Genomic DNA, 23,482 nt, shown 5'->3' on the forward strand with positions numbered 1-23,482 from the left:
CGCCCTGGAGACGGCCTTCACCAAACTCGTCGGCGTCCGCCACCCCCTCGTCCAGACCGGCATGGGCTGGGTGGCCGGCCCGCGCCTGGTGTCGGCGGCGGCGAACGCCGGGGCCCTCGGCATCCTCGCCTCGGCGACCATGACCCTGGACCAGCTGCGGGCGGCCGTCCACGAGGTGAAGTCCCGTACGGACGCGCCCTTCGGGGTCAACCTGCGCGCGGACGCCGGGGACGCGGCCGAGCGCGCCCGGCTGATCATCGACGAGGGCGTACGGGTGGCGTCCTTCGCCCTCGCCCCCTCCCGGGAGCTGATCGCCCGCCTCAAGGACGCGGGCGTGGTGGTGATCCCCTCCATCGGGGCGCGCCGGCACGCCGAGAAGGTCGCGGCCTGGGGCGCGGACGCGGTGATCGTGCAGGGCGGCGAGGGCGGCGGCCACACCGGCGACGTGGCCACCACCGTGCTGCTGCCGCAGGTGGTCGACGCCGTGGACATCCCGGTGGTCGCGGCGGGCGGCTTCCACGACGGCCGCGGCCTGGTCGCGGCGCTGGCGTACGGCGCGGCGGGCATCGCCATGGGCACCCGTTTCCTGCTGACCTCGGACTCCACCGTCCCGGACGCGGTGAAGGCCGAGTACCTGAAGGCGGGCGTCCGGGACGTCACCGTCACCACCGCCGTCGACGGGCTGCCGCACCGGATGCTGCGCACCGAGCTGGTCGAGGCCCTGGAGCGGGCGGGCCGCGCCCGGGCTCTGGCGCGGGCGGTGCGGCACGCGGCGGGGTTCCGGAAGCTGTCGGGCCTGTCCTGGTCGCGGATGGTGCGCGACGGGCTGGCCATGAAGCACGGCAAGGACCTGTCCTGGAGCCAGGTCCTGCTCGCCGCCAACACCCCCATGCTCCTGAAGGCGTCCATGGTCGAGGGCCGTACGGACCTCGGAGTCATGGCATCCGGCCAGGTCGCGGGGGTGATCGAGGATCTGCCGTCCTGTGCGGAGCTCGTCGGCCGCGTCATGGCCGAGGCACACGCGGTACTGCACACGCTCCGCACCCTGCCACCACCAGGGTGATCCCCCTTCTCCGTCACGGGAGTCGTATCCATGAGCCGTGCCCGAACCCGCCTGGCGACCGCGGCGGCCGTCGCCTCGCTGGCCCTCGCCACCGCCCTGCCCGCCGCCGCCCCCGCCACGGCGGCCCCCACGGCGGCAAGCCGACAGCCCGCCGTCCGGGCGATCCGCCAGATCCCCCTCCAGGGAGCCGTCAACGTCCGCGATGTCGGCGGCTACTCCACGTACACCGGCGGCACGGTCCGCCAGGGGCTCGTCTACCGCTCGGACGCGCTCGGCAAGCTGACCCCGGCGGACCTCACCACCGTCGCGGGGCTCGGCCTCACCAAGGCCGTCGACTTCCGCATCCCGATGGAGGTCCAGTACGACGGCGCCGACCGGCTGCCGCCCGGCCTCTCCGCCACCGCCCGCCCGGTCAGCGACCTGGGCCTGTACGGGACCCTGCTGACCGTGATCGGCAGCGGTGACCCCGTCCAGCAGGAGCAGATGCTCGGCGGCGGCCGGGCCGAGGCCTACATGCGCGACATCTACCGCACCTTCGTGAGCAGCCCCGAGAACCGGGAGCGGTTCGCGGCGACGCTGCGGGAGATCGCGGACGGCCGCCAGGGCCCGCTGCTGTACCACTGCACGTCCGGCAAGGACCGTACGGGCTGGATGAGTTACGTACTGCTGCGGGCGCTGGGCGTGCCGGAGCGGAGCGCCGCGTCCGACTACCTGGCGTCGAACACCTTCCGGGGGGCCTACGACGCCCAGGTCCGGGCGGCCCTCAAGCAGTCGGGCCGGATGCAGGACCCGGACCTGCTGATCCCGCTCCAGGAGGTCCGCCAGGACTACCTGGACGCGGCGACCGCGCGGATGGAGACCGACTACGGCAGCTTCTACGGCTACCTGACGAAGGGCCTCGGCCTGGACCTGGGGACGCTGGCGCGGCTCCAGTCCAAGATGGTCCGCTGAGCCACCGGCGGCGGGCGGAAAACGAAGGAGCCGGGCGGCGCATGACGCGCCGCCCGGCTCCTTCGTACGTACGTCCTCGCGCGACCGCTCAGACGGCGCGGCGGCGGCCCTGGCCGCCGGTGCCGACGCGGCTGCGCGCGGAAGCCGCGGCGGCGCCGCCGGAGGCACCGCCACCGGTGCGCCGGCCCTGGCCGGCGGCGCCGGAACCGGAGCCGCCCTGGCCGCCCTGCCCGCGCCGGGCCTGGCCCGAGCCGGAGGCGGCGGGAGCCTGCCCGGAAGCACCGCCCCCGCCGGTGCGGCGGCCACGGCCGCCGCCCGCCGGGGCGCCGCCCGTGGCGGAGCCGGTGCGCGGACCGCCCGAGCGGCGGCGCGCCGAACCGGAACCGGAGCCCGAGCCGGAGCGCGCCTTCGGCGGGGTGGCCTGCGGCACCTCCAGCACCACGGGGATGCCCGAGGGCTCCTTGGCGCCGGTGAGGCGGGCGAGCTCCGCGTCGGAGGACTTGATCTGCGCGGTGCGCGGGGTGATGCCGGCGTCGGACATCAGCCGGGTCATGTCGCGCTTCTGGTCGGGCAGGACCAGGGTGACGACGCTGCCGGACTCGCCCGCGCGGGCGGTACGGCCGCCGCGGTGCAGGTAGTCCTTGTGGTCGGTCGGCGGGTCCACGTTGACGACCAGGTCGAGGTCGTCGATGTGGATGCCGCGGGCGGCCACGTTGGTGGCGACCAGCGCGGTGACCTCGCCCGTCTTGAACCAGTCCAGGGTGCGGTTGCGCTGCGGCTGCGAGCGGCCGCCGTGCAGGCCGGAGGCGCGGACGCCGTCCGCGAGGAGCTTCTTGACCATGCGGTCGACCCCGCGCTTGGTGTCGACGAACATGATCACCCGGCCGTCGCGTGCCGCTATGCGGGTGGCCACGGCCTTCTTGTCGGTCTCGTCCATGACGTACAGGACGTGGTGCTCCATCGTGCTGACCGCGCCGGCGGACGGGTCGACGGAGAAGGCGACCGGGTCGGTCAGGAACATCTTGACGAGCTTGTCGATGTTCTTGTCGAGGGTGGCCGAGAAGAGCATGGTCTGACCGCCGGGCGCGACCTGCTTGAGCAGCGCGGTGACCTGCGGCATGAAGCCCATGTCGGTCATCTGGTCGGCCTCGTCGAGGACCGTGACGGCGACCTGGGAGAGGTCGGCGTCGCCGCGGTCGATGAGGTCCTTCAGCCGGCCGGGGGTGGCGACGAGCACCTCGGCGCCGCGGCGCAGGGCGCCGGACTGCCGGTTGATCGACATGCCGCCGACGACGGTGGCGATGCGCAGGTTGACCGACGTGGCGTACGGGGCCAGCGCGTCGGTGACCTGCTGCGCCAGCTCGCGGGTCGGTACGAGGACCAGCGCGAGCGGCTGCTTCGGCTGGGCGCGGCGGCCGCTGGTGCGGGCCAGCAGCGCCAGGCCGAAGGCCAGCGTCTTGCCGGAGCCGGTGCGGCCGCGGCCGAGCAGGTCACGGCCGACGAGGGAGTTAGGCAGCGTGGCGGCCTGGATGGGGAACGGCTCGGTCACGCCCTGGGCGGCGAGGGTCTTCAGCAGCGCCTCGGGCATGTCCATGTCCTCGAACGCGGTCACCGGCGGGAGGGCCGGGGTCAGCGGTTCGGGCATGGTGAATTCCTGCGGCCGGGGGGCGGGGGCGGACTTCTGCCGTCCCGCGCCAGCCTTCGGACGTCCCTGGGCCGCACCTCGGCCCCGGGTGGGGCGGCGGCTGGGTCGTGCGGAGCTGGAGCTGGTCATGCGGAAAAAGCCCTCCTGAAACCGGCAGGTACGACAAACGGGTGAAACAGCAGACAAGCCGGGGCCCGCACCTCGCGGCGCGGACCCCGGCATGCTGACGTACTTAGTTGGCGGGGAGGATGTTCTCCGCCTGGGGGCCCTTCTGGCCCTGGGTCACGTCGAAGGACACGCGCTGGCCCTCCTGGAGCTCACGGAAGCCCTGGGTGGCGATGTTCGAGTAGTGGGCGAAGACGTCCGGGCCGCCACCGTCCTGCTCGATGAAGCCGAAGCCCTTTTCCGAGTTGAACCACTTCACGGTGCCAAGTGCCATGTTGAATCTCCTGAATAGGCGGCAAGGGCCCCATCCGGAGATCCCGGTAAAAACAATTAAAGCGCCTGTCGGAGCATTCCCGTCAGGCGCACATAAAGTTCATGGGTACCACAACTGCAACGCCCCCAAAGCTAGCACACCTCCCCCGGAGCGCGCTGCCCGGACGGGGTACCGATTTTCGTCCGGGCCCGCTGACCTGCGGTTACAGCCGTTCGATGATCGTCACGTTGGCCTGGCCGCCGCCCTCGCACATGGTCTGGAGGCCGTACCGGCCGCCCGTGCGCTCCAGCTCGTGCAGGAGCGTGGTCATCAGCTTGACGCCGGTCGCGCCCAGCGGGTGGCCCAGGGCGATGGCGCCGCCGTTGACGTTGACCCGGTCGGGATCGGCGCCGGTCTCCTTCAGCCAGGCCAGGACGACCGGGGCGAAGGCCTCGTTGATCTCGACCAGGTCGATGGCGGAGAGGGGCAGGCCGGTCTTCTTCAGGGCGTACGCGGTCGCGGGGATCGGCGCGGACAGCATCCGGATGGGGTCCTCGCCGCGGACGGAGAGGTGGTGGATCCGGGCCCGGGGGGTGAGGCCGTGTGCGGCGACCGCCCGCTCGGAGGCGATGAGCATCGCCGCCGCGCCGTCGGAGACCTGGGAGGAGACGGCCGCGGTGATCGTGCCGCCCGCCACGACCGGCTTCAGGGCGGCCATCTTCTCCAGGGTGGTGTCCCGGCGCGGCCCCTCGTCGGCGCGTACGTCCCCGTACGGGACGCACTCGCGCGCGAAGCGGCCCTCGTCGATGGCCCGCTGCGCCCGCTGGTGCGAGCGCAGCGCGAATTCCTCCATGTCCCGCCGGGTGATGCCCCACTTCTCGGCGATGAGCTGCGCCCCGTGGAACTGGTTGACGGGGGCGTCGCCGTAGCGGGCGCGCCAGCCCGCGGAGCCGGCGTAGGGGCCCTCGGTGAGGCCGAGGGGTTCGGCGGCCTGCCGGGAGGCGAAGGCGATGGGGATCATCGACATGTTCTGGGTGCCGCCCGCGACGACCAGGTCCTGGGTGCCGGACAGGACGCCCTGCGCCGCGAAGTGGACCGCCTGCTGGGAGGAGCCGCACTGGCGGTCGACGGTGACGCCCGGCACCTCCTCGGGCAGGCCCGCCGCCAGCCAGGCGGTCCGGGCGATGTCCCCGGCCTGCGGCCCGACGGTGTCGAGGCAGCCGAAGACCACGTCCTCGACGGCGGCCGGGTCGATCCCGGTGCGTTCGACCAGCGCCTTCAGTACGTGCGCGCCGAGGTCGGCGGGGTGCGCGGCGGACAGGCCGCCGCCCCGCCGCCCCACCGGGGTGCGTACGGCATCGACTATGTAGGCCTCGGGCATCGGGACTCCTCTGGGGGTTACGTGCGTACGGCGATCCCGTCCAGCACCATCGACAGGTACTGGCGGGCGATCTCCTCGGGGCTGTGCTGGCCGCCGGGCCGGTACCAGGAGGCGGCGACCCACACCGTGTCGCGGACGAAGCGGTAGGTGAGGCGGATGTCGAGGTCGGCCCGGAAGACCCGGGCGTCGACCCCGCGCTCCAGGGTGCCGAGCCAGGCCTTCTCGAACTTGACCTGCGAGTCGGAGAGGTAGTGGAAGCGGGGCTGCGCGGACAGGGTCCGGGCTTCCTTCTGGTAGATGGCGACGGCGGCGCGGTGCCGGTCGATCTCCCGGAAGGACTCGGTGACGAGGGCCTCGATGGTCTCCCGGGGGCCGAGGCCGGCGGCGAGGACGGTGTCGTAGCCCGCCCACAGCTCGTTCAGGAAGGCCGAGAGGATCTCGTCCAGCATCGATTCCTTGGAATCGAAGTGGTAGTAGAGGCTCCCGGCGAGCATCCCGGCGGCGTCGGCGATCTTGCGGACGGTGGTAGCGTTGTACCCCTGGGCCGCGAAGACCTCGGCGGCGGTGTCGAGGAGTTCGCGACGGCGCTCGGGCGAGGCCGTCACCTGCGTCTTCTTCTTGTTCGTTGGCACGGGCCCATTCTGCGGCTAGGCGTGCTGACTGCTGACCGAGACGGTCTCGCCGGTCATGTACGAGGAGTAGCCGCTGGCCAGGAAGACGATGACGTTGGCGATCTCCCAGGGTTCGGCGTGGCGGCCGAAGGCCTCGCGAGCGGTCAGCTCGGTCAGCAGTTCCTCGCTGGTGACCTTCACCAGGTGCGGGTGCATGGCCAGGCTCGGGGCGACCGCGTTGACCCGTACGCCGAAGGCGGCGGCCTCCAACGCGGCGCACCGGGTCAGGGCCATGACCCCGGCCTTGGCGGCGGCGTAGTGGGCCTGGCCCCGCTGGGCGCGCCAGCCGATGACGGAGGCGTTGTTGACGACGACGCCGCCGCGTCCGGCCGCCTTCAGGGAGCGCAGGGCGGCGCGGGTGCAGCGGAAGGTGCCGTTCAGGGTGACGTCGAGGACGCGGGTCCACTGTTCGTCGCTCATGTCGACGAGGTCGGCGGTGCCGCCGAGCCCGGCGTTGTTGACCACGACGTCGAGGCCGCCGTGGAGTTCCCCGGCCCGCGCGAACAGGGCCCGTACCTGGTCCTCGTCGGTGACGTCGCAGGGCAGGGAGGCGATCCGGCCGGCGCCGAACTCCTCGGCGAGGGCGTGCTCGGTCTCCTTCAGGCGGCGGGCGTGGGCGTCGCCGATGAGGACGCGGGCGCCCTCTTCCAGGAACCGGCGGGCGGTGGCCCCGCCGATTCCGGCTCCGGCGGCGGCGGTGACGACGGCGGTGCGGCCGTCGAGCAGGCCGTGGGCCGGGACGCGGGCGGGTGCGGTGGCGCTCATGCCCGTACCTCCTTGGGAAGGCCGAGGATCCGCTCGGCGACGATGGTGCGCTGGATCTCGTCGGACCCGGCGTAGAGGGTGTCGGCGCGGGAGAAGAGGAAGAGGCGCTGCCAGTCGTCGAGGTCGTACGGGTCCCCGTGCGCGCCGGCGGCCAGGAGCGAGGCGGCGCCGCGGACGTCCATGGCCAGTTCGCCGAGGTCGCGGTGCCAGCGGGCCCAGTACAGCTTGGCCAGGGAGGGCGGCGTGCCGGGGAGCAGGGCGAGGGCGCGCATGGCTTCCAGGCCGGTCCAGGCGCGGGTGAGGCGGTCGCGGACGAGGGGGTCGTCGAGGGCTCCGTTGGCCCGGGCGAGGGCGGCGAGGGCTTCGAGTTCGCGGCGGAAGCCGACCTGCTGGCCGAGGGTGGAGACGCCGCGTTCGTAGCCGAGGGTGGCCATGGCCACGGCCCAGCCGTCGCCGGGGGCGCCGACGACGTGGGCGGCGTCGGTGCGGGCGCCGTCGAAGAAGACCTCGTTGAACTCGGAGGTGCCGGTGAGCTGGACGATGGGCCGGATCTCGACGCCCGGCCGGCCGAGCGGGACGAGCAGGAAGGACAGGCCCCGGTGGCGGCGGGAGCCGGGCTCGGTGCGGGCGAGGACGAAGCACCAGTGGGCCTCGTGGGCGAGGGAGGTCCAGGTCTTCTGGCCGTCGAGCACCCAGTGCCCGTCGCGGAGGGCGGCCCGGGTGCGGACCGCGGCGAGGTCGGAGCCGGCGCCCGGTTCGCTGTAGCCCTGGCACCACAGTTCCTCGACGGCCCGGATCGGCGGGAGGAAGCGGGCCTTCTGCTCCTCGGTGCCGTGGTCGATGAGGGTGGGGCCGAGGAGCTGTTCGCCGATGTGGTTCACCCGGGCGGGGGCGTCGGCGAGGGCGTACTCCTCGTGGAAGGCGATCTGCTCCGCGACGCTCGCGCCGCGTCCGCCGTGGGCGACCGGCCAGCCGACGCAGGTCCAGCCGTGGTCCGCCATGTGCCGTTCCCAGGCGAGGCGTCCGGCGAAGGCCTCGTGTTCGCGGCCGGGTCCGCCGCGGCCCTTGAGGGCGGCGAACTCCCCGGTGAGGTGGGTGCGGAGCCACGCGCGGACCTCGCTGCGGAACTCCTCGACGCTGCTCATGGCCGTACGTTAACCTACCAAACACTTGTTAGGGAAGGATCCGTGGATGCCTGCTCACCCCGCCTCCGACGAGGCCCGCGAGGAGGAGCCCGTGGTGCTCTACGAGCGCCGCGGCCCCCTCGCGTACGTGACCATGAACCGCCCCCGCTACCGCAACGCCCAGAACGGCGCGATGACCTACGCCCTGGACGACGCCTTCTACCGGGCCGCCGACGACCCCGGGGTGAAGGTGGTCGTCCTCGCCGGGGCCGGCGCCCACTTCTCGGCGGGCCACGACATCGGCACCCCCGCCCGCGACGCCCACCTCCCCTTCCCGCGCCGGGCCGGACTGTGGTGGGACCACTCCCGGCGCACGGGCGCCGAGTCCCGCTACGCCCGCGAGTCGGAGGTCTACCTCGGCATGTGCCGCCGCTGGCGGGAGCTGCCCAAGCCGGTCATCGCCTCCGTGCGGGGGGCCTGCGTGGCGGGCGGGCTGATGCTGGCCTGGGTCTGCGACCTGATCGTGGCGAGCGAGGACGCCTTCTTCGCCGACCCGGTCGTCCGCATGGGCATCCCCGGCGTCGAGTACTTCGCCCACCCGTGGGTGATGCCGCCCCGCGTCGCCAAGGAGTTCCTCTTCACCGGCGACCGTATGTCCGCCCGCCGCGCGTACGAGATCGGCATGGTCAACCGGGTCGTCGACCCCGCCGGCCTGGACGCCGCCACCGAGCTGCTGGCCCTGCGCGTCGCGGAGATGCCGTCCTTCGGACTGGCCCTGACCAAACGGGCCGTGAACCAGGCCGAGGACCTCCAGGGCCTGCACAGCGGCATGGACTCCGCCTTCGGCCTGCACCACCTCGCGCACGCGCACAACGCCGAGACGGCGGCCGACCCGCTCGGCGGCATGGACGTGGCGGCCATGAAGGAGGCGAACCGCTGATGGACCTCGACCACGCGGCGGACGTGGAGGACTTCCGGGCCGAGGCCCGGGACTGGCTGCGCGCCCACGTCCCGGCCCGGCCCCTGCCCTCGCTGGAGACCGCCGAGGGCTTCGCCGCGCACCGGGAATGGGAGGCCCGGCTGCACGCCGGCCGCTGGTCGGTGGTGTCCTGGCCCGAGGAGTACGGGGGCCGGGGCGCCGACATCGAGCGGTGGCTGGTCTTCGAGGAGGAGTACTGGGCGGCGGGCGCCCCCGGCCGGGTCGCGCAGAACGGCGTCAGCCTGCTCGCCCCCACCCTCTTCGACCACGCCACCCCCGAGCAGCGGGCCCGCGTCCTGCCCCCGATGGCGAGCGGCGAGGTCATCTGGGCCCAGGCCTGGTCCGAACCGGAGGCCGGCTCCGACCTGGCCTCGCTGAAGTCCCGGGCCGTGCGCACCGAGGGCGGCTGGCTGCTGTCGGGGCAGAAGACCTGGTCCTCGCGGGCCGCCTTCGCCGACCGGGCGTTCGGCATCTTCCGTACGGATCCCGGCGCGGCCCGGCCCCACCACGGGCTCACGTACCTGATGTTCGACCTGCGCGCGCCCGGGGTGACGGTGCGGCCCATCGGCCGCCTCGACGGGAAGCCCGCCTTCGCCGAACTCTTCCTCGACGAGGTCTTCGTACCGGACGCCGACGTGATCGGCGAACCGGGCCAGGGCTGGCGGATCGCCATGTCGACAACCGGCAACGAGCGCGGGCTGACCCTGCGCTCCCCCGGCCGGTTCCTGGCCTGCGCCGACCGGCTGCTCGCCCTGTGGCGCGAGCGCGGCGACCCGGCCGACACGGCGCTGCGCGACCGGGTCGCGGACGCACTGGTCGGGGCCCGCGCCTACGAGCTGTTCACCTGGACCAACGCCTCCCGCTTCGCGGCGGGGACGGCCATCGGCGCCGAGTCCAGCCTGAACAAGGTGTTCTGGTCCCAGTACGACATCGCCCTGCACGAGACGGCCCTCGACCTGCTGGGCGCGGACGCCGAACTGGCGGACGGCGACTGGGCCGAGCCGTGGGTGTTCTCCCTGGCCGGGCCGATCTACGCGGGCACCAACGAGATCCAGCGCGACATCATCGCCGAGCGGCTGCTCGGCCTCCCGAAGGGCCGCCGCTGATGCGCTTCCTGCCGACCGCGGAACAGTCGGACTACGTCGCCGGCCTGCGCTCCCTGCTCGCCGGAGCCGGGGTGCCGCGGACCGTACGGGCCTGGGCGGACGGCGACCACGGGCCCGGGCGGGCGCTGTGGGCGCGGCTCGCCGGCACCGGGCTGGCCGCGCTGGCCGTGCCCGAGGCGTACGAGGGAGTGGGGCCGCTCCCGGTGGAACTGGCCCTCGGTTACGTCGAGCTGGGCCGGGCCGGGGTGCCGGGGCCGGTGGTGGAGACCGCGGCCGTCTGCGTCCTGCTGGCGCGGCTGGGGGACGGGGCGCCGGCGAAGCGGTTCCTGCCGGGGCTGGCGTCGGGCGCCGCGCTCGCCACGCTGACGCTGCCCGGCGGTTCCCCGTACGCCCTGGACGCCGACGCGGTGGAGCACCGCTTCGCGGTGTCGGCGGCCGGGGAACTGCGCCTCGCGCCGGGCGGGGGCGGCGCGCTGGCCTCCCTCGACCCGGCCCGCGCGCTGTCCCGGCCGGTGGCGGGCGGGGAGCTGCTCGCGGCCGGGCCCGCCGTCACGGCGGCGGCCCGGGAGGCCCTGGAGTGGGCCCGGCTGCTGACGGCGGCCCAGTGCCTGGGCGTCGGCGAGGCCCTGCTCGGGCAGAGCGTCGCGTACGCGCGCCAGCGCACCCAGTTCGGATCGCCGATCGGCGCCTTCCAGGCGGTCAAGCACCGGCTGGCGGACACCCTGCTCGGCCTGGAGTTCGCCCGGCCGCTGCTGTGGGCGGCGGCGCTGTCCCTGGAGCCCGGCGAGGTCGCGGCGGCGAAGCTGGCCGCGGGCGAGGCGGCGTACGCGGCCGCGCTGACCGCGCTCCAGGTGCACGGGGCCGTCGGCTACACGCAGGAGCTCGACCTGTCGCTGTGGCTGCGCAAGGCCCGCCCGCTGCGCGACGCGTGGGGGACGCCGGCGCTGTGCCGGGCTCAGGTGCTGCGGTCGGCGGAGCGGTCCGGCGAGCGGTCCTCGGAGCGGCCTGCGGAGCGGTAGCGGGTGACGGCGGCGGTGTTGACGAGCACCAGAGCGGCGAACCACAGGGCCTCGTGCCCGCGCCCCAGCCCGGCGATGGCGAGCGCGGCGCAGCCGAACACCAGGGCCTTCACCGCGAGCACCGCCGGCAACGGCACCCGGTAGCGGGCGCGCGGGGCGGCGAAGGCCCCCCACAGGACGGCGGCGGCGCCCGCCACCACCGTTCCGATCAGCGCGCCGATGACCAGGCGGCCGCCCCAGTCGTAACCCCAGAGGGCGAGCGCGACCAGGGCGGTCACCTCCAGGACGAAGGCGAGGAGGTCGTTCAGCACGCGGAGCACGGTGGCCATCAGCCGGTCCGGGCGACGTGCAGGCTGACGGTGTACGGCTCCTCGACCGTGCCGTCGGGGAAGACCCGGGCCAGGTGGGCGCGTTCGGCGTCCATGAAGGCGCGCGTGCGGTCGGCGCCGAGGAGCAGGAACGCCGAGTGGCTGGAGAGGTTGGCGAGGTGCGCGTCGAGCGGGATGCGGCGCGACCAGGCGACGGTGCGGGTGGTGAAGCCCGAGGGGAGGCCCTGCGGGAGGGTGCGGAAGTGGGCGGCGCCGGCCACGGCGCCGCCGGCCGGGTCGCCCGCCGCTTCGGCCGCCGCGAAGAAGGTGCGGATCCGCTCGTCCTGCGCGGCGGCCCATGGGACGGACCCGTCGGTGTCGTTCCACCAGATCGCGAGGGAGCCTCCGGGCCGCAGCACGCGCAGCGCCTCCGGGACGGCCAGCGCGGGGTCGGTCCAGTGCCAGGCCTGGGCGTACGTGACGAGGTCGAAGGCGGCGGTGGCCAGCGGCAGCCGGTCCCCGTCACCGCGCACGACGGGGACGCCCGGGAGCGCCCGCCGGAACTCCGCGGCCATCCCGTCCCCCGGCTCGACGGCGACGACCCGGGCCCCGCGCCGGTGCATCGGCCCGGTACCGAGCCCGGTCCCGGCCCCCACGTCGGCCACCCTGGCCCCCTCCAGCGGCCGCCCGGACAGCTCCTCGACGGCGTCGTACAGGGCATCGGGGTAGCCGGGGCGGTGGGCCGCGTACAGGGAGGCGGCCGAGTCGAAGGAGCGGGCGCGTGTCGTCATGCGGTCATTGTTTGCGCTTCCCCTCCCCCCTGACCAGCCCTTATGGGGTCAGCGGCCGGCGCGGGCCAGGCGCAGCAGGACGGCGGTCTGGAAGAGGAGCAGTACCGCCGTCGCGCCGCGCACCGGCCAGTCGGCGAGAGCGGTGCCCGTCTGTCCGTATCCGTCCCAGGCCGCCGCCCCCGCGAGGGCCGCCCCCACCGCCACGCAGGCGACGAGGAAGCGTCCCCCGAACTCCGCCCGGGTGCCGTGGGGCACGGCGGATCCGAGGACGAACACCCCGAGGAGTACGGGGATCCAGGGCGCTCCGGCCCCGGTCAGCAGCAGGGCCGCGGCCGCCTCGACGAGGAGCAGCAGGCTGGCGCGCAACAGGAAGCCGGGCATGGGCACATCATGCCGGGGAAACCCGCGTGCGCACCCGCCCGCGGCGCCCGTAAGATCCACCGCAAGGCGGGGTCGTAGCACAGAGGTAGTGCGCCTACACAACATGGAGGAGGACGCCGGTTCGAATCCGGCCGCCCCGCCCCTCTCTCTTCTTCCCGCTACGGCTGCCCCCTACGGCGTGGCCGCCAGCCAGGCCGCCGCCGCCGTCAGGGCCGCGCGGCCCGCCGGGAGCGGCAGGCCCAGGAAGCCGTGGAAGACGCCCGGGTAGAGCCGGACCTCGCAGTCCACGCCCGCCCGCGCGAGCCGCCGCGCGTACGCCAGCCCCTCGTCGCGGAGCAGGTCGCAGTCGGCGAGGACGACCAGGGTGCGCGGCAGTGCGGGCAGCGCGGCGTCCGGCGCGCGCAGCGGGGAGACGTGCGGATGGGCGGGGTCGCCGCCGTACTGCTCCCAGTACCAGGCCATGTGCGCGGCGGTGTGGAAGTGGCCCCGGCCGTACGCGGTCACCGACGCGGAGTCCATGGCGGCGTCCAGCGGCGGGTACACCAGCAGCTGTCCGGCGAGGAGTTCGGGCGCGCGCAGGGCGGTGACCGCCGCGAGGTTGCCGCCGCTGGAGTCCCCGGCCAGCACCACGCGCGCCGGGTCGCAGCCCAGGGCCGCGGCTTCGGCCCGCGCCCACAGCAGCACCCCGAGGGCGTCGTCGCGGGCGGCCGGCCAGGGGTGTTCCGGGGCCAGCCGGTAGTCGGCCGAGACGAGCACCGCGCCGGAGGCGGCGGCCAGAGCGCGGCAGGTGGCGTCGTGGGTGTCCAGCCCGCACATCACCCAGCCGCCACCGTGCAGGTACACCACCAGCGGCCGGCCGGCGCCCCCCGGCGCGGGGTCGTACACCCGGACCGGGACCCCGGCCGCGACGGTGTCGCGCACCGAGGCCACCTCGGGCCCGGGCGGCCCGGGCACGGCCGCGGCCCGCAGGGCGGCCACGTCCCCGGGCCCGGGGAACCCGGCCGCCATGGCGTCACAGAGCCGCCGCGCCCCGGGCGAGAGCGCGTCCGCGGCGGGGCCATCGCCCGGGGCGCCGCCCGGGGCTTCGTGGCCGTCCCGGGCATCGGAGTGTGTTCCGCTCATCCGGCCGTCATCCCCCCGTCGACCGCGAACTCGGTGCCCGTCACGTACGAGGACGCGTCCGAGCAGAGGAACAGCACCAGCTCCCCGACCTCCCGGGGCTCGCCCATCCGCCCCAGCGGCACGTGGGACCAGTCCCGGCCGGCCACCGCGTCGGCCACCATCGGGGTGTCGATCGCCCCGGGGTGGACCGAGTTGACGCGGATGCCGTCCGCCGCGAGGTCGAGCGCCGCCGAGCGGGTCAGCCCGCGCAACGCGAACTTCGTGGAGCCGTAGGCCGCGTGGCCCGGTATGCCGACCAGGCCGGCCGTCGAGGAGATGTTGACGACCGAGCCGCCCCCGGCCGCCCGCAGCACCGGCGCCACCGCCTGGATGCCGAGGAACGGCCCCAGCAGATTGACCCGGAGCAGCTCCTCGAATCCCTCCGCGCTCTGCCGCTCCACGTGCGCGGTGCGCCACAGGGCGGCGTTGTTGACGAGCGCCGAGACCGTCCCGAAGGCGGCCACCGCCTCCCGTACCACCGCCGCCCAGCTGTCGGCGTCGGCCACGTCGTGCCGTACGTAGAGCCCCTGGCCGCCGAGCGAGGCGGCGACCCCCCGGCCCTCCTCCTCCCGGATGTCGGTGACGACGACCCGCGCGCCCGCCGCCGCGCACAGCCGGGCCTCCTCGGCCCCCTGTCCGCGGCCGGCGCCGGTGATGACGACGACCTTCCCGTCGAGTGCGATCACGGCTCAGGCCTCCCCGTCCCGCTCCAGCGCCCGGAAGTGCGGGATGACCTTCTCGCCCCACTGCCGGATGGTCTCCATGCAGACCTCCTGCGGGACGGTGCCCATCTGGATCAGGCACATGACCTCGTCGACGCCGATCTCGCGCAGCTGCTCGACGTAGGCGATGGCCGTCTCGGCACTGCCGTAGGCGTGCTCGGCGTTGTAGGTGCCGGTATCCACGGGCCGGGCCGGGATGTTCGCCTCGTGCAGCCGCGCGACGAGCTCCTCGCGGCCCCGGGCGAGCGCGCCCGCGTGGTCCTCGTCCTCGGCGTGACCGGTGGGCACGGGTCCGTTCCCGTACCAGTGGGCGATGGACTCGGCGAAGAAGCGCTGGCCGCGCGTGCCCAGGCGCAGGGCGCGCCCGGCGTCGTCGAGGACGATCGTGGGGCAGAGCGCGGAGAGGTGGTCGTTGGCCCGGTCCGAGACGAACCGTTCGCCGGTGCGGGTGGCGATGGCCTCGTCGTACACCTTGCGCATGGTGCGGACGTCGTCCGCTCCCGCGAAGCCCATCACCAGCGCGCCGATGCCCAGTTCGGCGGCGAGTTTGAGGGTGTCGTGCTTGGAGCAGGCCATGAAGAGCGGCGGGTGCGGCTCCTGGACCGGGCGGGGCAGGATCGCGCCGGGGCCGATGTCGAGGGTGCCGTGCCATTCGAACTCGGGCTCCCGCCAGGCCGCGGCGAAGATCCGCAGGGCCTCTTCCATCTGCGGGTAGGTGTCCTCGGGCCGGACCCCGTACATGGACATCTCCTGGCGGGTGGCCCCGCGCCCGGCGCCGACGTCCACGCGTCCGCCCGACAGCACGTCGAGCATGGCGGCGCGTTCGGCGACGCGGACGGGGTGCTGGTAGCCGAAGGGCATCGTGACCACGCCGTGGCCGATGCGGATCTTCCTGGTCCGGGCGGCGACCCAGGTCAGGAAGATCTCGGAGGCGCTCATGTGCGCGTACTGGGTCAGGGAGTGGTGCTCCACCGCCCAGATGCGGTCGAAGCCCATCTCCTCGGCGAACACGGCCTGTTCGACGCAGTCGTGGATGACCTGGCGTTCGCGTGCGGGGGTCGGGTCGACGAGCTGCGCCTCGAAGATCATCGAGAACTTCACGGTGCGGTCCCTCCATCCGGGGATCGGGTGGGCGGCGGGTGAGGTGAGGTGTACCTCTAGGTGAGGTGTATTTCTAATAGAAATACTTCTAGCAGTCATACCTAGCGGAGGGAAGGGGACCGCCGGGACCGGTCGTCCCGGTCGTAGACTGCGGGGCGTGGCAGACGAGAAGGACGAGACGAACCCGCGCGCGCTCCCGGCGACCAGCTGGGCGGTGCTCGGGCTGCTCTCCTTCGGCGAGGAACTGTCCGGCTATGACATGAAGAAGTGGTCGGACTGGTCGCTGCGCTTCTTCTACTGGAGCCCGTCCTTCAGCCAGATCTACAGCGAGCTCAAGCGGCTGGAGAAGGCCGGCTACGCCTCGTCCCGGATGGTCGCCCAGGACACCGGCACCCGCGACAAGCGCGTCTACCGGATCACGGACACGGGCATGGCCGCCGTACGCACCTGGGCGCGCGAGGCGCCGGTCGACCCGCCGGTGCTCAAGCACGGGCCGATGCTCCGGCTGTGGCTGGGCCATCTGCTGGAACCGGAACAGATGCGCGAAGTCCTGCTCCAGCACCAGGAGTTCGCCGAGAAGATGCGCCGCCGCGCGGTGGCGGACGTGGCGGGCGCCCAGGACGAGGCGGCGTGGGCGTACCCCACGCTCACCCTCAAGTGGGCCGAGCGGTACTACGCCTCCGAGCGGGACCTGACCGCCGCGATGCTGGCGGACATCGAGGCGCTCGCGGCGGAGCCCGGCCCGCGCCCGTAGCCGCGGCGGAAGTAGAGCAGCGGCGCTCCCTCGCGGTGCGCCGTCGCGGCGGTGACCCGGCCGAGCGCGATGAGGTGGTCGCCGCCGTCCAGCACGTCCTCCAGTACGCACTCGACGGTGGCGAGCACCCCGTCCAGCAGCGGCGCGCCGTTCGCGCCCGGCCGCCAGGGCACGCCCGCGAACTTGTCGCCGCCCGTGACGGCGAACCGGCGGCACAGCTCCACCTGACCGGCCGCCAGGACGTTGACGGCGAAGGCCCGCGCGGCGTGGATCCGCGGCCAGGTGGTGGAGGTGCGGGCGGGGCAGAAGCAGACCAGGGGCGGGTCGAGCGAGACGGACGAGAACGACTGCACGGCCATCGCGGCGGGGCGGTCGTCGCCGCCGCTGCCGGGCGCCGTGACGACGGCGACTCCGGTGCAGTAACTCGACAGGACCTCCTTCATGGCGTCGGCGGACGCAGTGGCGGTGACGGCGGCGGTGGCGCGGGGGATCGGCACGGGGACCTCCGGGATCCAGGAAGTTGTTCCTACTAGGTATATGCCTAACCGAAACAGCTGTGATTGGATACCGCCCACGCTCGCTCGTCAAGTAGGGAGGGTTCGTGACCAGCCCCCGCCAGACCCCGCAAGTGCCCCCGCCTCCCCCGCCCTTGGTCCCATCGCCGGTGCCCGCGTCGCCGGCCGCGCCCGCCACCCTCGCCCTGCTCCCCGCGTACGCCGCCGCCGCGTACGGGGAGCGCGAGGCCCTCGCCGACGGTGAGGTCCGCTGGAGCTTCGCCCGGCTCGCCGACGAGGTCGCCGCCGCCGCCCGGGCCGCCCTCGCCCACGGCATCCGGCCCGGCGACCGGGTCGCCCTCTGGGCCCCCAACAGCCGCCAGTGGATCACCGCCGCGCTCGGCGCCGTCGGCGTCGGCGCCGTCCTCGTCCCGGTGAACACCCGCTACAAACCCGCCGAGGCCGCCGACGTCATCCGCCGCAGCGGCGCCCGCGTGCTGTTCACCGAACGCGGCTTCCTCGGCACCGACCTCGCCCGCGACCTGCACGCCTCCGGCGAGGACCTCGGGGCCCTCGCCTCCACCGTGCTCCTGCGCGGCGGAGCGGGAGCCGAGTCCTGGGAGGCGTACCTGCGCGCCGGAGACCGCGTCCCGGACGCCGAGCGGGCGGAGCGGGCCGCCGGGGTCCGCCCCGACGACATCGCCGACGTGCTCTACACCTCCGGCACCACCGGCCGCTCCAAGGGCGTCCCGTACACCCACGGCCAGACCCTGCGGCTCTACGCCTCCTGGGCCGACCTGGTCACCCTGCGCCCCGGCGACCGGTACCTGCTGGTGAACCCGTTCTTCCACACCTTCGGCTACAAGGCGGGCGTCCTCGCCTGCCTGCTGCGCGGGGTCACCATGCTCCCCGAGGCCCGCTACGACGCCGACCGCATCCTGCGGCGCATGGCCGAGGAGCGCGTCACCTGCCTGATGGGGCCGCCGACCGTCTTCCACGGCCTGCTCCGCCACCCGGACCGCGCCGCCCACGACCTCTCCGCCCTGCGGCTGGCCGGCACCGGCGCGGCCCGCGTCCCCGCCTCCCTCGTGGCGGAGATCCGCAGCGCGCTGGGCGCGCCCGACGTGTTCACCGCGTACGGGCTGACCGAGTCGGGCGGGGTCGTCTCCGTCTGCCCCACCGACGCGGACGCCGCGACGCTCGCCGCTACCGTCGGGCCGCCGCTGCCCGGCACCGAGGTACGGATCGCCGGCCCGCTCGGCGCGGTGCTGCCGGCCGGGGAGCCCGGCGAGGTGCAGGTGCGCGGCTACCACGTCACCTCCGGCTACCTCGACGACCCGGCCGCCACCACCGAGGCGATCCTGCCCGGCGGCTGGCTGCGCACCGGGGACGTGGGGGTGCTGGACGGGCGCGGCTACCTCTCCATCACCGACCGGCTGAAGGACATGTACGTGGTCGGCGGCTTCAACGCCTACCCCGCCGAGGTGGAGAACGTCCTGCTCACGCACCCCGCCGTCGCGGACGCGGCCGTGGTCGGGGCCCCGGACGAACGCCTCGGCGAGGTCGGGGTCGCCTACCTGGTCACCACCGCGCCGGTCACCGCCGAGGAGCTGACCGCCTGGGCGCGGGAGCGGCTGGCCAATTTCAAGGTGCCCCGTAGGTTCACCGTGCTGGAGGAACTTCCGCGCAACGCCGGCGGCAAGCTGCTGAAGGCCCCGCTGCGCCGGGCGGCCCGGGGGGAGTCGGCATGAGCGGTCCGGCTGCCGCCGCGCCCCCGGTGTCCCTGGCGGCGACCGCCGAGCAGGACGCGCTGCGCGACGCGGTACGCGCGGTCCTGGCGCGGCACCCCGGCGCGGCGGCCTGGGGGCCGCTGACGGAGCGCGTCGGGGTGGCCGCGCTGGCCGTCCCCGAGGAGTACGGGGGGCTGGGCTGCGGACCCGCCGAGACGGGGGTGGTGCTGGCGGAGCTGGGCCGCGCGCTGAGCCCCGTACCGTACCTGGGGTCGGCGGTGCTGACCGTGCAGGCGCTGCTCGCGGCCGGGGACGCGCAGGCCCGCGCCCGGCACCTGCCCGGGCTGGCGGACGGCTCGCTGGTGGGGGCGCTGGCCTGGGCGGAGGAGGGCCGGTGCGGCCCCGGCGGCTGGGAGGCCGGGCACCTGATGACCCGGGCCGAGCGCGCCGGTACCGGCTGGCTGCTCACGGGCGCCAAGCGGTACGTCCTGACCGGCCCGGGGCGCCCCGGGCTGCTGCTGGCCTTCGCCCGGGCGGCGGACACCGGCCGCCTCGCCCTCTACGAACTCACCGCCCCGCCGGCGGAGTTCACCGTACGCGCCACCATGGACCAGACCCGCCCGCTGGCCTCGCTGACCCTGGCGCGCACCCCGGCCCGGCTGCTGTCCCCCGACGGCGCGTCCGTCCTCGGCCGGGTCCGGGACCTGGCCTGCACCGCGCTGGCCGCCGAACAGGCGGGGGCCGCCGCGCGGGCCCTGGAGGTGACGGTCCGGTACGTGAAGGAGCGCGTCCAGTTCGGCCGGCCCATCGGCTCCTTCCAGGCCGTCAAGCACCGCCTCGCCGACCTGTACACCGCCGTCGAGACGGCCCGCGCCCTCGCCCTGGCGGCAGCCGCCGCCGACGCCGCCCCACCCCTGGCGGCGGCGGCCGCGTCGGCCTGCGCGGAGGCGTTCACGCACGTCGCGGGCGAGATGATCCAGCTGCACGGCGGCATCGCCATCACCTGGGAACACGAGGCCCACACCTTCTTCAAACGCGCCCACGCCTCCACCCACCTCTTCGGCCCCCCGACCGCCCACCGCCGCCGGCTGTCCGCCCACCTGGGCTACGAGCCGGGCGGCGGCGGCCCCGCAGACGGTTTGATGGGGGGATGACGACGAACAACTGGGCAGCGTTCGAGAAGGCCGAGCCGGAGTTCGCGGCAGTCGTGCGGGAACGCTTCGCGCGGTTCCCGCACCATGTCCTGGCCACCCTGCGCGCGGACGGCTCGCCCCGCCTCACCGGGCTCAACGTCGACATCCGGGGCGGTGAGCTGTGGCTCGGCATGATGCCGGGGTCGCTGAAGGCCCGGGACCTGCGGCGCGATCCGCGTTTCGCCCTGCACACCAACCCCGGGGAGGGCGAGGCCATGTCCGGCGGGGACGTCCGGGTCTCGGGGCGGGCGGTGGAGGTCGTGGACCCGCCCGAGCTGCACCGGTACGCCGAGGAGGCCGAGGAGACGCGGTCGCCGCACCCCTTCCACCTGTTCCGCACCGAGCTGGCGGAGGTCGTGCGCACCGAGGTGGAGGGCGAGGAGCTGGTGCTGCGGACGTGGACCCCGGCGCGCGGGCTGCGCACCCTGCGCCGGGGCAACGACGACGAGCCGGCCCGCGAGGACCCCGTCAGCTGAGCGGCGCCGCCGGGCGGCCGGCGGGGGCGAGGGCGGTGGCGGCCGGGTCCACGTCGACCCAGCTGCGGTCGATGTTGATCGTCACCCCGCCGTACGAGGCGTCGTGGTCCCCCCGGAACTGGTGGGCCCGGCGCGGCCCGGCCCACTGCGCGGTGCCCTCGGGCAGGCCGAGGTCGGCGTCGGTGACGGAGGCCGACTGGTTCCAGCGGGCCACCCACAGCACGTCCGGCATGGCCTCGGGGGCCTGCTCGTAGTGGGCGCTGAGCGCCTTGGCCCCCGAGCCGGCGGAGACGTACGCCGCCGAGCGGTAGCCCAGCTCGTGCAGCCGGACCGTCCAGGCGGTGAGGTACGCGACGACGGGGGCGTCCCAGGTGGCGCGGTCGGAGTAGTTCTCCAGGTCGTTGTAGAGCGCCGTACCGGGGGCCAGGCCGAGTGAGCGGGCGGCTTCGGCCGCGCCCTCGGCGGCCTCCCGGCCCTGGTCGTTGGCATCGGAGGGGTCGGTGGACAGCCCGGTGCTGGAGCTGCTCCAGGGCTGCGGGCCGACCCAGATCGGCATCAGGTGCCAGCCCGCCCCGGTCTGCCTGCGGACCCAGTCCGCCGTCAGCTGCGGCTGGGCGCAGGCCCGGGCGCGGCCGCCGATGTAGACGCCGACCGCGCCGAAGGGGGACCCGTCCCGCCATGCGTCCATCGCCGTCTGCGTCGGGGCGGTGCAGGCGTCGAAGCCCGTGCCGGTGAAGGCCTCCTGGCCGGCGCGGGGCACCGGCGGCGGGCCCGGGGCGGGGGCGGCCGGGGCGGGGGCCGGGCCCCCGGGGGTGGCGGCGCGGGCGAGGAGTTCCCGTACGGGGGCCGGGTCCGCCCCGTACGACAAGGTGGCCATCACCCCCGTACCGCGCAGGGCGTACCGCACCTCGCCGCTGGCCCCCCGGGCGGGCGGGAGCGCGGCGCCGGGTTCCACGGGGTGGGTCGGGATGTCGGCGCGCGCCGGGGCGCCGGCCAGGGGCTCCAGGTGCAGGGTGTCGGCGCGGGTGACGACGGCCCGGCCGGAGGCGCACTCGGACTGGGTGCCGGCGTGCCCGAGGTAGAGCGCGGGGCGGTCCAGGCGCAGGCAGGCGCCGGGATGCCGGTCGAGGTCGACGACCCGCCACCCGGCGGGGAGGGCGATGCGCAGCCCCCGGTATTCGACGCTCCGCCCGCCGTCGGCGGCGACGGCGGGCGACAGGCAGACCACGGGCACGAGCAGGGCGGCACCGAGCAGGCACCGCAGCAGCGTTCGGGGAGACATGACCCCCACTGCTACACCCGTTGCCTCCGCAACTCCCCGACCCCATACCCCCGCTACGCCAACCGGCCCCGCAGCCACCCCCGCCGGTGGCGTGGCGGGGTCCGGCCGCCGGGGCGAGCATGGAGGGAGGACACTCCCCTCGGCCCTGGCGAATGGAGGCGGCCATGACGGCTGTGACGCGCGATGACACGCCGGTCGCGATCGAGGGGGGAGGCGTCGAGCTCCGTACGCGGGTGATCGGGGAAGACCTGTCCGTGGCCTTCGTCCGGTTCCCGCAGGGCACCGACCTGAGACCGGCCCTGACCGGACTGCCCGACGGGCTGTGCGCCTGCCCCCATTGGGGCTACATGCTCAAGGGGCGGCTGAAGATGGTGACGAAGGACGGGGAGGAGATCTACGAAGCGGGCCAGGCCTTTTACTGGCCGCCCGGACACGCCCCCGTGGCCCTTGAGGACTGCGAGTACGTGGACTTCTCCCCCACGGAAGCCTTCGCGACCGTCCTCGACCACCTGAGGTCCCAGGGCTGACCGCACGCGGCGGGACCGCCCAGGACGGGCAGGCCCGGCCGGCTCCCCGGAGTGCTCACCCCGAAAGGCTCGGCGGCCGTTGTCAGTGCCGCCCCCTACCGTGAACGGGGTCTACGCGATCACGGAACTCCGGGGGAACCATGAAGCTCACGCACACCCACGCCAAAGCCGCCCTCACCGCGGCGGCCGCCGCCCTCACCCTCCTCGCGGGGCCGGGCCAGGCCTCCGCGTCGGCGGCGGAACTCCTCCCCCACCCGGGCCCCGACGGCGTGATCTGGGTCCCCGAGGCCATCGGATCCAGCGGCTTCGTCTCGGGCGGCCTCAACTCCAACCTGGACACCTTCACCACCTTCGCCTGCGAGGGCGGCGGCACCATCGAGGTCGCCTTCCGCCTGGACTCCTACCCGGACCGCAACCCGGCCCCCTTCACCCTGGACTGCCCCACGGGCACCCCGGCGACCGTGACCGTCCCCCTGGGCACGAACCTGAAGGGCGGCTTCGGCGCCACGGTCACCGCCTCCACCCCCACCACCCGCTGGTCCGCCACGGTCACCCAGCCCGAGTAGCGCCGAGGGGTCGCATACCGTGGGGCCGAGGCAGCGCACCGGACGCCGGGAGGCATCGTGAGCGGCAGCAAGTGGACCAGCACGTCGATGCCGTACCTGACACCCCGCGCTCCCGGCGCCACCGATGCCTGGAGCGAGGAAGCCGCGGGGGCCGGGCGGCGGGGAAGCCAGCGCATCGTGCACGCGGGCGAGGTCGCGGCCCCGCCGGCCGTGGCGCTGATGCTCAGCCTGCCGGACGGGAGCCCCGTCGTAGTACGCCGCCGGGTCATCGAACTCGACGGCGCACCCACCGAACTGACGGACACCTACTACCCGTCGGCGATCGCCTCCGGCACTCCCCTCTCCGCCACGGGAAAGATCCGCGGCGGCGCCGTGACGCTGCTCGCGGCCCTTGGGCACACCGGCGTACGCGTCGTCGAGAACGTGACGGCGCGGATGCCGGACGGCCCCGAGCGCGCGCACCTGCACCTCGCCGAGGCAGAACCCGTACTCCAGCTCTCCCGCACCACCTACGACGCGCGGGACCGGCCGATCCAGGCCGACGTCATGCTCATGCCCGCCACCCGCCAGCAGCTCCGGTACGAGATCAGGATCGGATGAACGCGCCCTGCGCCCGGCCCACCCACGAACGCCCCCGCCCCCGAACGCCACCGCGCCCGCCATCCCTGGTCGGGGACATGGCGGGCGCGGTGTCAGAATTCCGCACACCGTTGTACGGACCGTATGAGGGGTCCCACCCCGGAGGGCGGGGGTTGCGGCACCGACGGCCGGAGGTCGGCGCAGCCGGGCGAAGCCCGGGAGGCCGCCTGCGGCCGAGCGGTGCGAGCCCGGCATCCAAGAAAGGTCATGGCGGGCGGGGTGTCGGGTTTCCGTA

Annotated in this window: 26 protein-coding genes and 1 tRNA gene; 13 read left to right on the plus strand and 14 right to left on the minus strand. The window is 74.7% G+C overall.

Annotated features, from left to right (window positions below; translation table 11 throughout):
• Positions 1–4 precede the first annotated feature (4 nt).
• Both ACZ6ZT_RS29600 and ACZ6ZT_RS29605 read left to right on the plus strand, forming a co-directional pair.
• Positions 5–1,063 (plus strand): NAD(P)H-dependent flavin oxidoreductase, encoded by a 1,059-nt coding sequence (locus tag ACZ6ZT_RS29600; RefSeq protein WP_469723234.1) that lies wholly within the window; start codon positions 5–7, stop codon positions 1,061–1,063.
• Positions 1,064–1,093: 30 nt separating this feature from the next.
• Positions 1,094–2,014, plus strand: coding sequence for a tyrosine-protein phosphatase (locus ACZ6ZT_RS29605; protein WP_469723165.1), 921 nt, complete (start codon positions 1,094–1,096; stop codon positions 2,012–2,014).
• Between the two features lie 88 nt (positions 2,015–2,102).
• On the opposite strand, the gene ACZ6ZT_RS29610 is transcribed toward ACZ6ZT_RS29605, so the two are convergent.
• The 6 genes from ACZ6ZT_RS29610 to ACZ6ZT_RS29635 all read right to left on the minus strand — a co-directional run bounded on the left by ACZ6ZT_RS29610 (position 2,103) and on the right by ACZ6ZT_RS29635 (position 8,039).
• Positions 2,103–3,788 (minus strand): DEAD/DEAH box helicase, encoded by a 1,686-nt coding sequence (locus ACZ6ZT_RS29610; protein ID WP_469723166.1) that lies wholly within the window; start codon positions 3,786–3,788, stop codon positions 2,103–2,105.
• A 103-nt stretch (positions 3,789–3,891) separates the two neighbouring features.
• Positions 3,892–4,098 carry a cold-shock protein gene (locus tag ACZ6ZT_RS29615; protein ID WP_030707191.1) on the minus strand — a complete coding sequence of 69 codons (207 nt, stop codon included), beginning with the start codon at positions 4,096–4,098 and terminating at the stop codon, positions 3,892–3,894.
• A gap of 202 nt (positions 4,099–4,300) precedes the next feature.
• The gene (locus ACZ6ZT_RS29620) at positions 4,301–5,458 is read right to left on the minus strand and encodes an acetyl-CoA C-acetyltransferase (RefSeq protein ID WP_469723167.1); all 1,158 of its coding nucleotides are present in this window, start codon (positions 5,456–5,458) and stop codon (positions 4,301–4,303) included.
• A 17-nt stretch (positions 5,459–5,475) separates the two neighbouring features.
• The gene (locus ACZ6ZT_RS29625) at positions 5,476–6,090 is read right to left on the minus strand and encodes a TetR/AcrR family transcriptional regulator (protein ID WP_469723169.1); all 615 of its coding nucleotides are present in this window, start codon (positions 6,088–6,090) and stop codon (positions 5,476–5,478) included.
• 15 nt (positions 6,091–6,105) lie between these two features.
• Positions 6,106–6,894 (minus strand): SDR family oxidoreductase, encoded by a 789-nt coding sequence (locus ACZ6ZT_RS29630; protein ID WP_469723170.1) that lies wholly within the window; start codon positions 6,892–6,894, stop codon positions 6,106–6,108.
• On the minus strand, positions 6,891–8,039 hold the full coding sequence (locus ACZ6ZT_RS29635) for an acyl-CoA dehydrogenase family protein (protein WP_469723171.1): 1,149 nt from the start codon (positions 8,037–8,039) through the stop codon (positions 6,891–6,893). Before ACZ6ZT_RS29635 ends, ACZ6ZT_RS29630 begins: the two co-directional genes overlap by 4 nt.
• Before the next feature lie 46 nt (positions 8,040–8,085).
• Between ACZ6ZT_RS29635 and ACZ6ZT_RS29640 the strand changes: the two genes are divergently transcribed.
• The 3 genes from ACZ6ZT_RS29640 to ACZ6ZT_RS29650 are packed head-to-tail and all read left to right on the plus strand — an operon-like array spanning position 8,086 to position 11,122.
• A complete protein-coding gene (locus ACZ6ZT_RS29640) occupies positions 8,086–8,958 on the plus strand; it encodes an enoyl-CoA hydratase (RefSeq protein ID WP_469723172.1) in 873 nt (290 codons plus the stop codon).
• On the plus strand, positions 8,958–10,103 hold the full coding sequence (locus ACZ6ZT_RS29645) for an acyl-CoA dehydrogenase family protein (protein ID WP_469723174.1): 1,146 nt from the start codon (positions 8,958–8,960) through the stop codon (positions 10,101–10,103). The genes ACZ6ZT_RS29640 and ACZ6ZT_RS29645 overlap by 1 nt, the downstream gene beginning before the upstream one ends.
• Positions 10,103–11,122, plus strand: coding sequence for an acyl-CoA dehydrogenase family protein (locus tag ACZ6ZT_RS29650; protein ID WP_469723175.1), 1,020 nt, complete (start codon positions 10,103–10,105; stop codon positions 11,120–11,122). Before ACZ6ZT_RS29645 ends, ACZ6ZT_RS29650 begins: the two co-directional genes overlap by 1 nt.
• Here the strand turns inward: ACZ6ZT_RS29650 and ACZ6ZT_RS29655 are convergent.
• Genes ACZ6ZT_RS29655 through ACZ6ZT_RS29665 form a run of 3 tightly spaced genes read right to left on the minus strand, consistent with a single transcriptional unit; the run spans position 11,059 to position 12,602 of the window.
• Positions 11,059–11,451 (minus strand): YrdB family protein, encoded by a 393-nt coding sequence (locus ACZ6ZT_RS29655; RefSeq protein WP_469723177.1) that lies wholly within the window; start codon positions 11,449–11,451, stop codon positions 11,059–11,061. The two genes, ACZ6ZT_RS29650 and ACZ6ZT_RS29655, sit on opposite strands and share 64 nt — an antisense overlap.
• On the minus strand, positions 11,451–12,221 hold the full coding sequence (locus ACZ6ZT_RS29660; protein ID WP_469723178.1) for a class I SAM-dependent methyltransferase: 771 nt from the start codon (positions 12,219–12,221) through the stop codon (positions 11,451–11,453). The genes ACZ6ZT_RS29655 and ACZ6ZT_RS29660 overlap by 1 nt, the downstream gene beginning before the upstream one ends.
• A gap of 48 nt (positions 12,222–12,269) precedes the next feature.
• Entirely contained in the window at positions 12,270–12,602 is a 333-nt protein-coding gene (locus ACZ6ZT_RS29665; RefSeq protein ID WP_469723179.1) for a hypothetical protein, read from the minus strand.
• A gap of 66 nt (positions 12,603–12,668) precedes the next feature.
• Here ACZ6ZT_RS29665 and ACZ6ZT_RS29670 point away from each other — a divergent pair.
• Positions 12,669–12,743: transfer RNA gene (locus ACZ6ZT_RS29670), tRNA-OTHER, on the plus strand.
• A gap of 30 nt (positions 12,744–12,773) precedes the next feature.
• Here the strand turns inward: ACZ6ZT_RS29670 and ACZ6ZT_RS29675 are convergent.
• Genes ACZ6ZT_RS29675 through ACZ6ZT_RS29685 form a run of 3 tightly spaced genes read right to left on the minus strand, consistent with a single transcriptional unit; the run spans position 12,774 to position 15,586 of the window.
• Positions 12,774–13,724, minus strand: a complete 951-nt coding sequence (locus ACZ6ZT_RS29675) for an alpha/beta hydrolase (protein ID WP_469723181.1) — start codon at positions 13,722–13,724, stop codon at positions 12,774–12,776.
• Positions 13,721–14,449, minus strand: a complete 729-nt coding sequence (locus ACZ6ZT_RS29680) for an SDR family NAD(P)-dependent oxidoreductase (RefSeq protein ID WP_469723183.1) — start codon at positions 14,447–14,449, stop codon at positions 13,721–13,723. The genes ACZ6ZT_RS29675 and ACZ6ZT_RS29680 overlap by 4 nt, the downstream gene beginning before the upstream one ends.
• 3 nt (positions 14,450–14,452) lie before the next feature.
• Positions 14,453–15,586: an LLM class flavin-dependent oxidoreductase gene (locus ACZ6ZT_RS29685; RefSeq protein ID WP_469723184.1), complete on the minus strand. Its 1,134-nt coding sequence runs from the start codon at positions 15,584–15,586 to the stop codon at positions 14,453–14,455.
• A gap of 148 nt (positions 15,587–15,734) precedes the next feature.
• On the opposite strand from ACZ6ZT_RS29685, the gene ACZ6ZT_RS29690 reads away from it, so the two are divergent.
• The gene (locus ACZ6ZT_RS29690) at positions 15,735–16,340 is read left to right on the plus strand and encodes a PadR family transcriptional regulator (protein ID WP_469723235.1); all 606 of its coding nucleotides are present in this window, start codon (positions 15,735–15,737) and stop codon (positions 16,338–16,340) included.
• On the opposite strand, the gene ACZ6ZT_RS29695 is transcribed toward ACZ6ZT_RS29690, so the two are convergent.
• Entirely contained in the window at positions 16,259–16,837 is a 579-nt protein-coding gene (locus tag ACZ6ZT_RS29695) for a flavin reductase family protein (protein WP_469723185.1), read from the minus strand. The two genes, ACZ6ZT_RS29690 and ACZ6ZT_RS29695, sit on opposite strands and share 82 nt — an antisense overlap.
• Before the next feature lie 167 nt (positions 16,838–17,004).
• Here ACZ6ZT_RS29695 and ACZ6ZT_RS29700 point away from each other — a divergent pair, with 167 nt between their 5' ends.
• The 3 genes from ACZ6ZT_RS29700 to ACZ6ZT_RS29710 are packed head-to-tail and all read left to right on the plus strand — an operon-like array spanning position 17,005 to position 20,233.
• Positions 17,005–18,585, plus strand: coding sequence for a FadD3 family acyl-CoA ligase (locus ACZ6ZT_RS29700; RefSeq protein ID WP_469723186.1), 1,581 nt, complete (start codon positions 17,005–17,007; stop codon positions 18,583–18,585).
• Positions 18,582–19,718 carry an acyl-CoA dehydrogenase family protein gene (locus ACZ6ZT_RS29705; RefSeq protein ID WP_469723188.1) on the plus strand — a complete coding sequence of 379 codons (1,137 nt, stop codon included), beginning with the start codon at positions 18,582–18,584 and terminating at the stop codon, positions 19,716–19,718. The genes ACZ6ZT_RS29700 and ACZ6ZT_RS29705 overlap by 4 nt, the downstream gene beginning before the upstream one ends.
• On the plus strand, positions 19,715–20,233 hold the full coding sequence (locus tag ACZ6ZT_RS29710; protein WP_469723190.1) for a pyridoxamine 5'-phosphate oxidase family protein: 519 nt from the start codon (positions 19,715–19,717) through the stop codon (positions 20,231–20,233). The genes ACZ6ZT_RS29705 and ACZ6ZT_RS29710 overlap by 4 nt, the downstream gene beginning before the upstream one ends.
• Here ACZ6ZT_RS29710 and ACZ6ZT_RS29715 read toward each other — a convergent pair.
• The gene (locus tag ACZ6ZT_RS29715; RefSeq protein WP_469723191.1) at positions 20,226–21,515 is read right to left on the minus strand and encodes a DUF1906 domain-containing protein; all 1,290 of its coding nucleotides are present in this window, start codon (positions 21,513–21,515) and stop codon (positions 20,226–20,228) included. The two genes, ACZ6ZT_RS29710 and ACZ6ZT_RS29715, sit on opposite strands and share 8 nt — an antisense overlap.
• Before the next feature lie 164 nt (positions 21,516–21,679).
• Between ACZ6ZT_RS29715 and ACZ6ZT_RS29720 the strand changes: the two genes are divergently transcribed.
• The 3 genes from ACZ6ZT_RS29720 (at position 21,680) to ACZ6ZT_RS29730 (ending at position 23,208) form a co-directional block, all read left to right on the plus strand.
• Complete coding sequence (locus tag ACZ6ZT_RS29720; RefSeq protein WP_469723193.1) at positions 21,680–22,042, plus strand: cupin domain-containing protein; 363 nt, start codon at positions 21,680–21,682, stop codon at positions 22,040–22,042.
• 140 nt (positions 22,043–22,182) lie between these two features.
• Positions 22,183–22,608, plus strand: a complete 426-nt coding sequence (locus ACZ6ZT_RS29725; protein WP_469723194.1) for a hypothetical protein — start codon at positions 22,183–22,185, stop codon at positions 22,606–22,608.
• A gap of 57 nt (positions 22,609–22,665) precedes the next feature.
• Positions 22,666–23,208 carry a GntR family transcriptional regulator gene (locus ACZ6ZT_RS29730; RefSeq protein ID WP_469723195.1) on the plus strand — a complete coding sequence of 181 codons (543 nt, stop codon included), beginning with the start codon at positions 22,666–22,668 and terminating at the stop codon, positions 23,206–23,208.
• The last annotated feature ends 274 nt before the right edge of the window (positions 23,209–23,482 follow it).

It is taken from the genome of Streptomyces sp. NPDC102258, assembly GCF_055584685.1.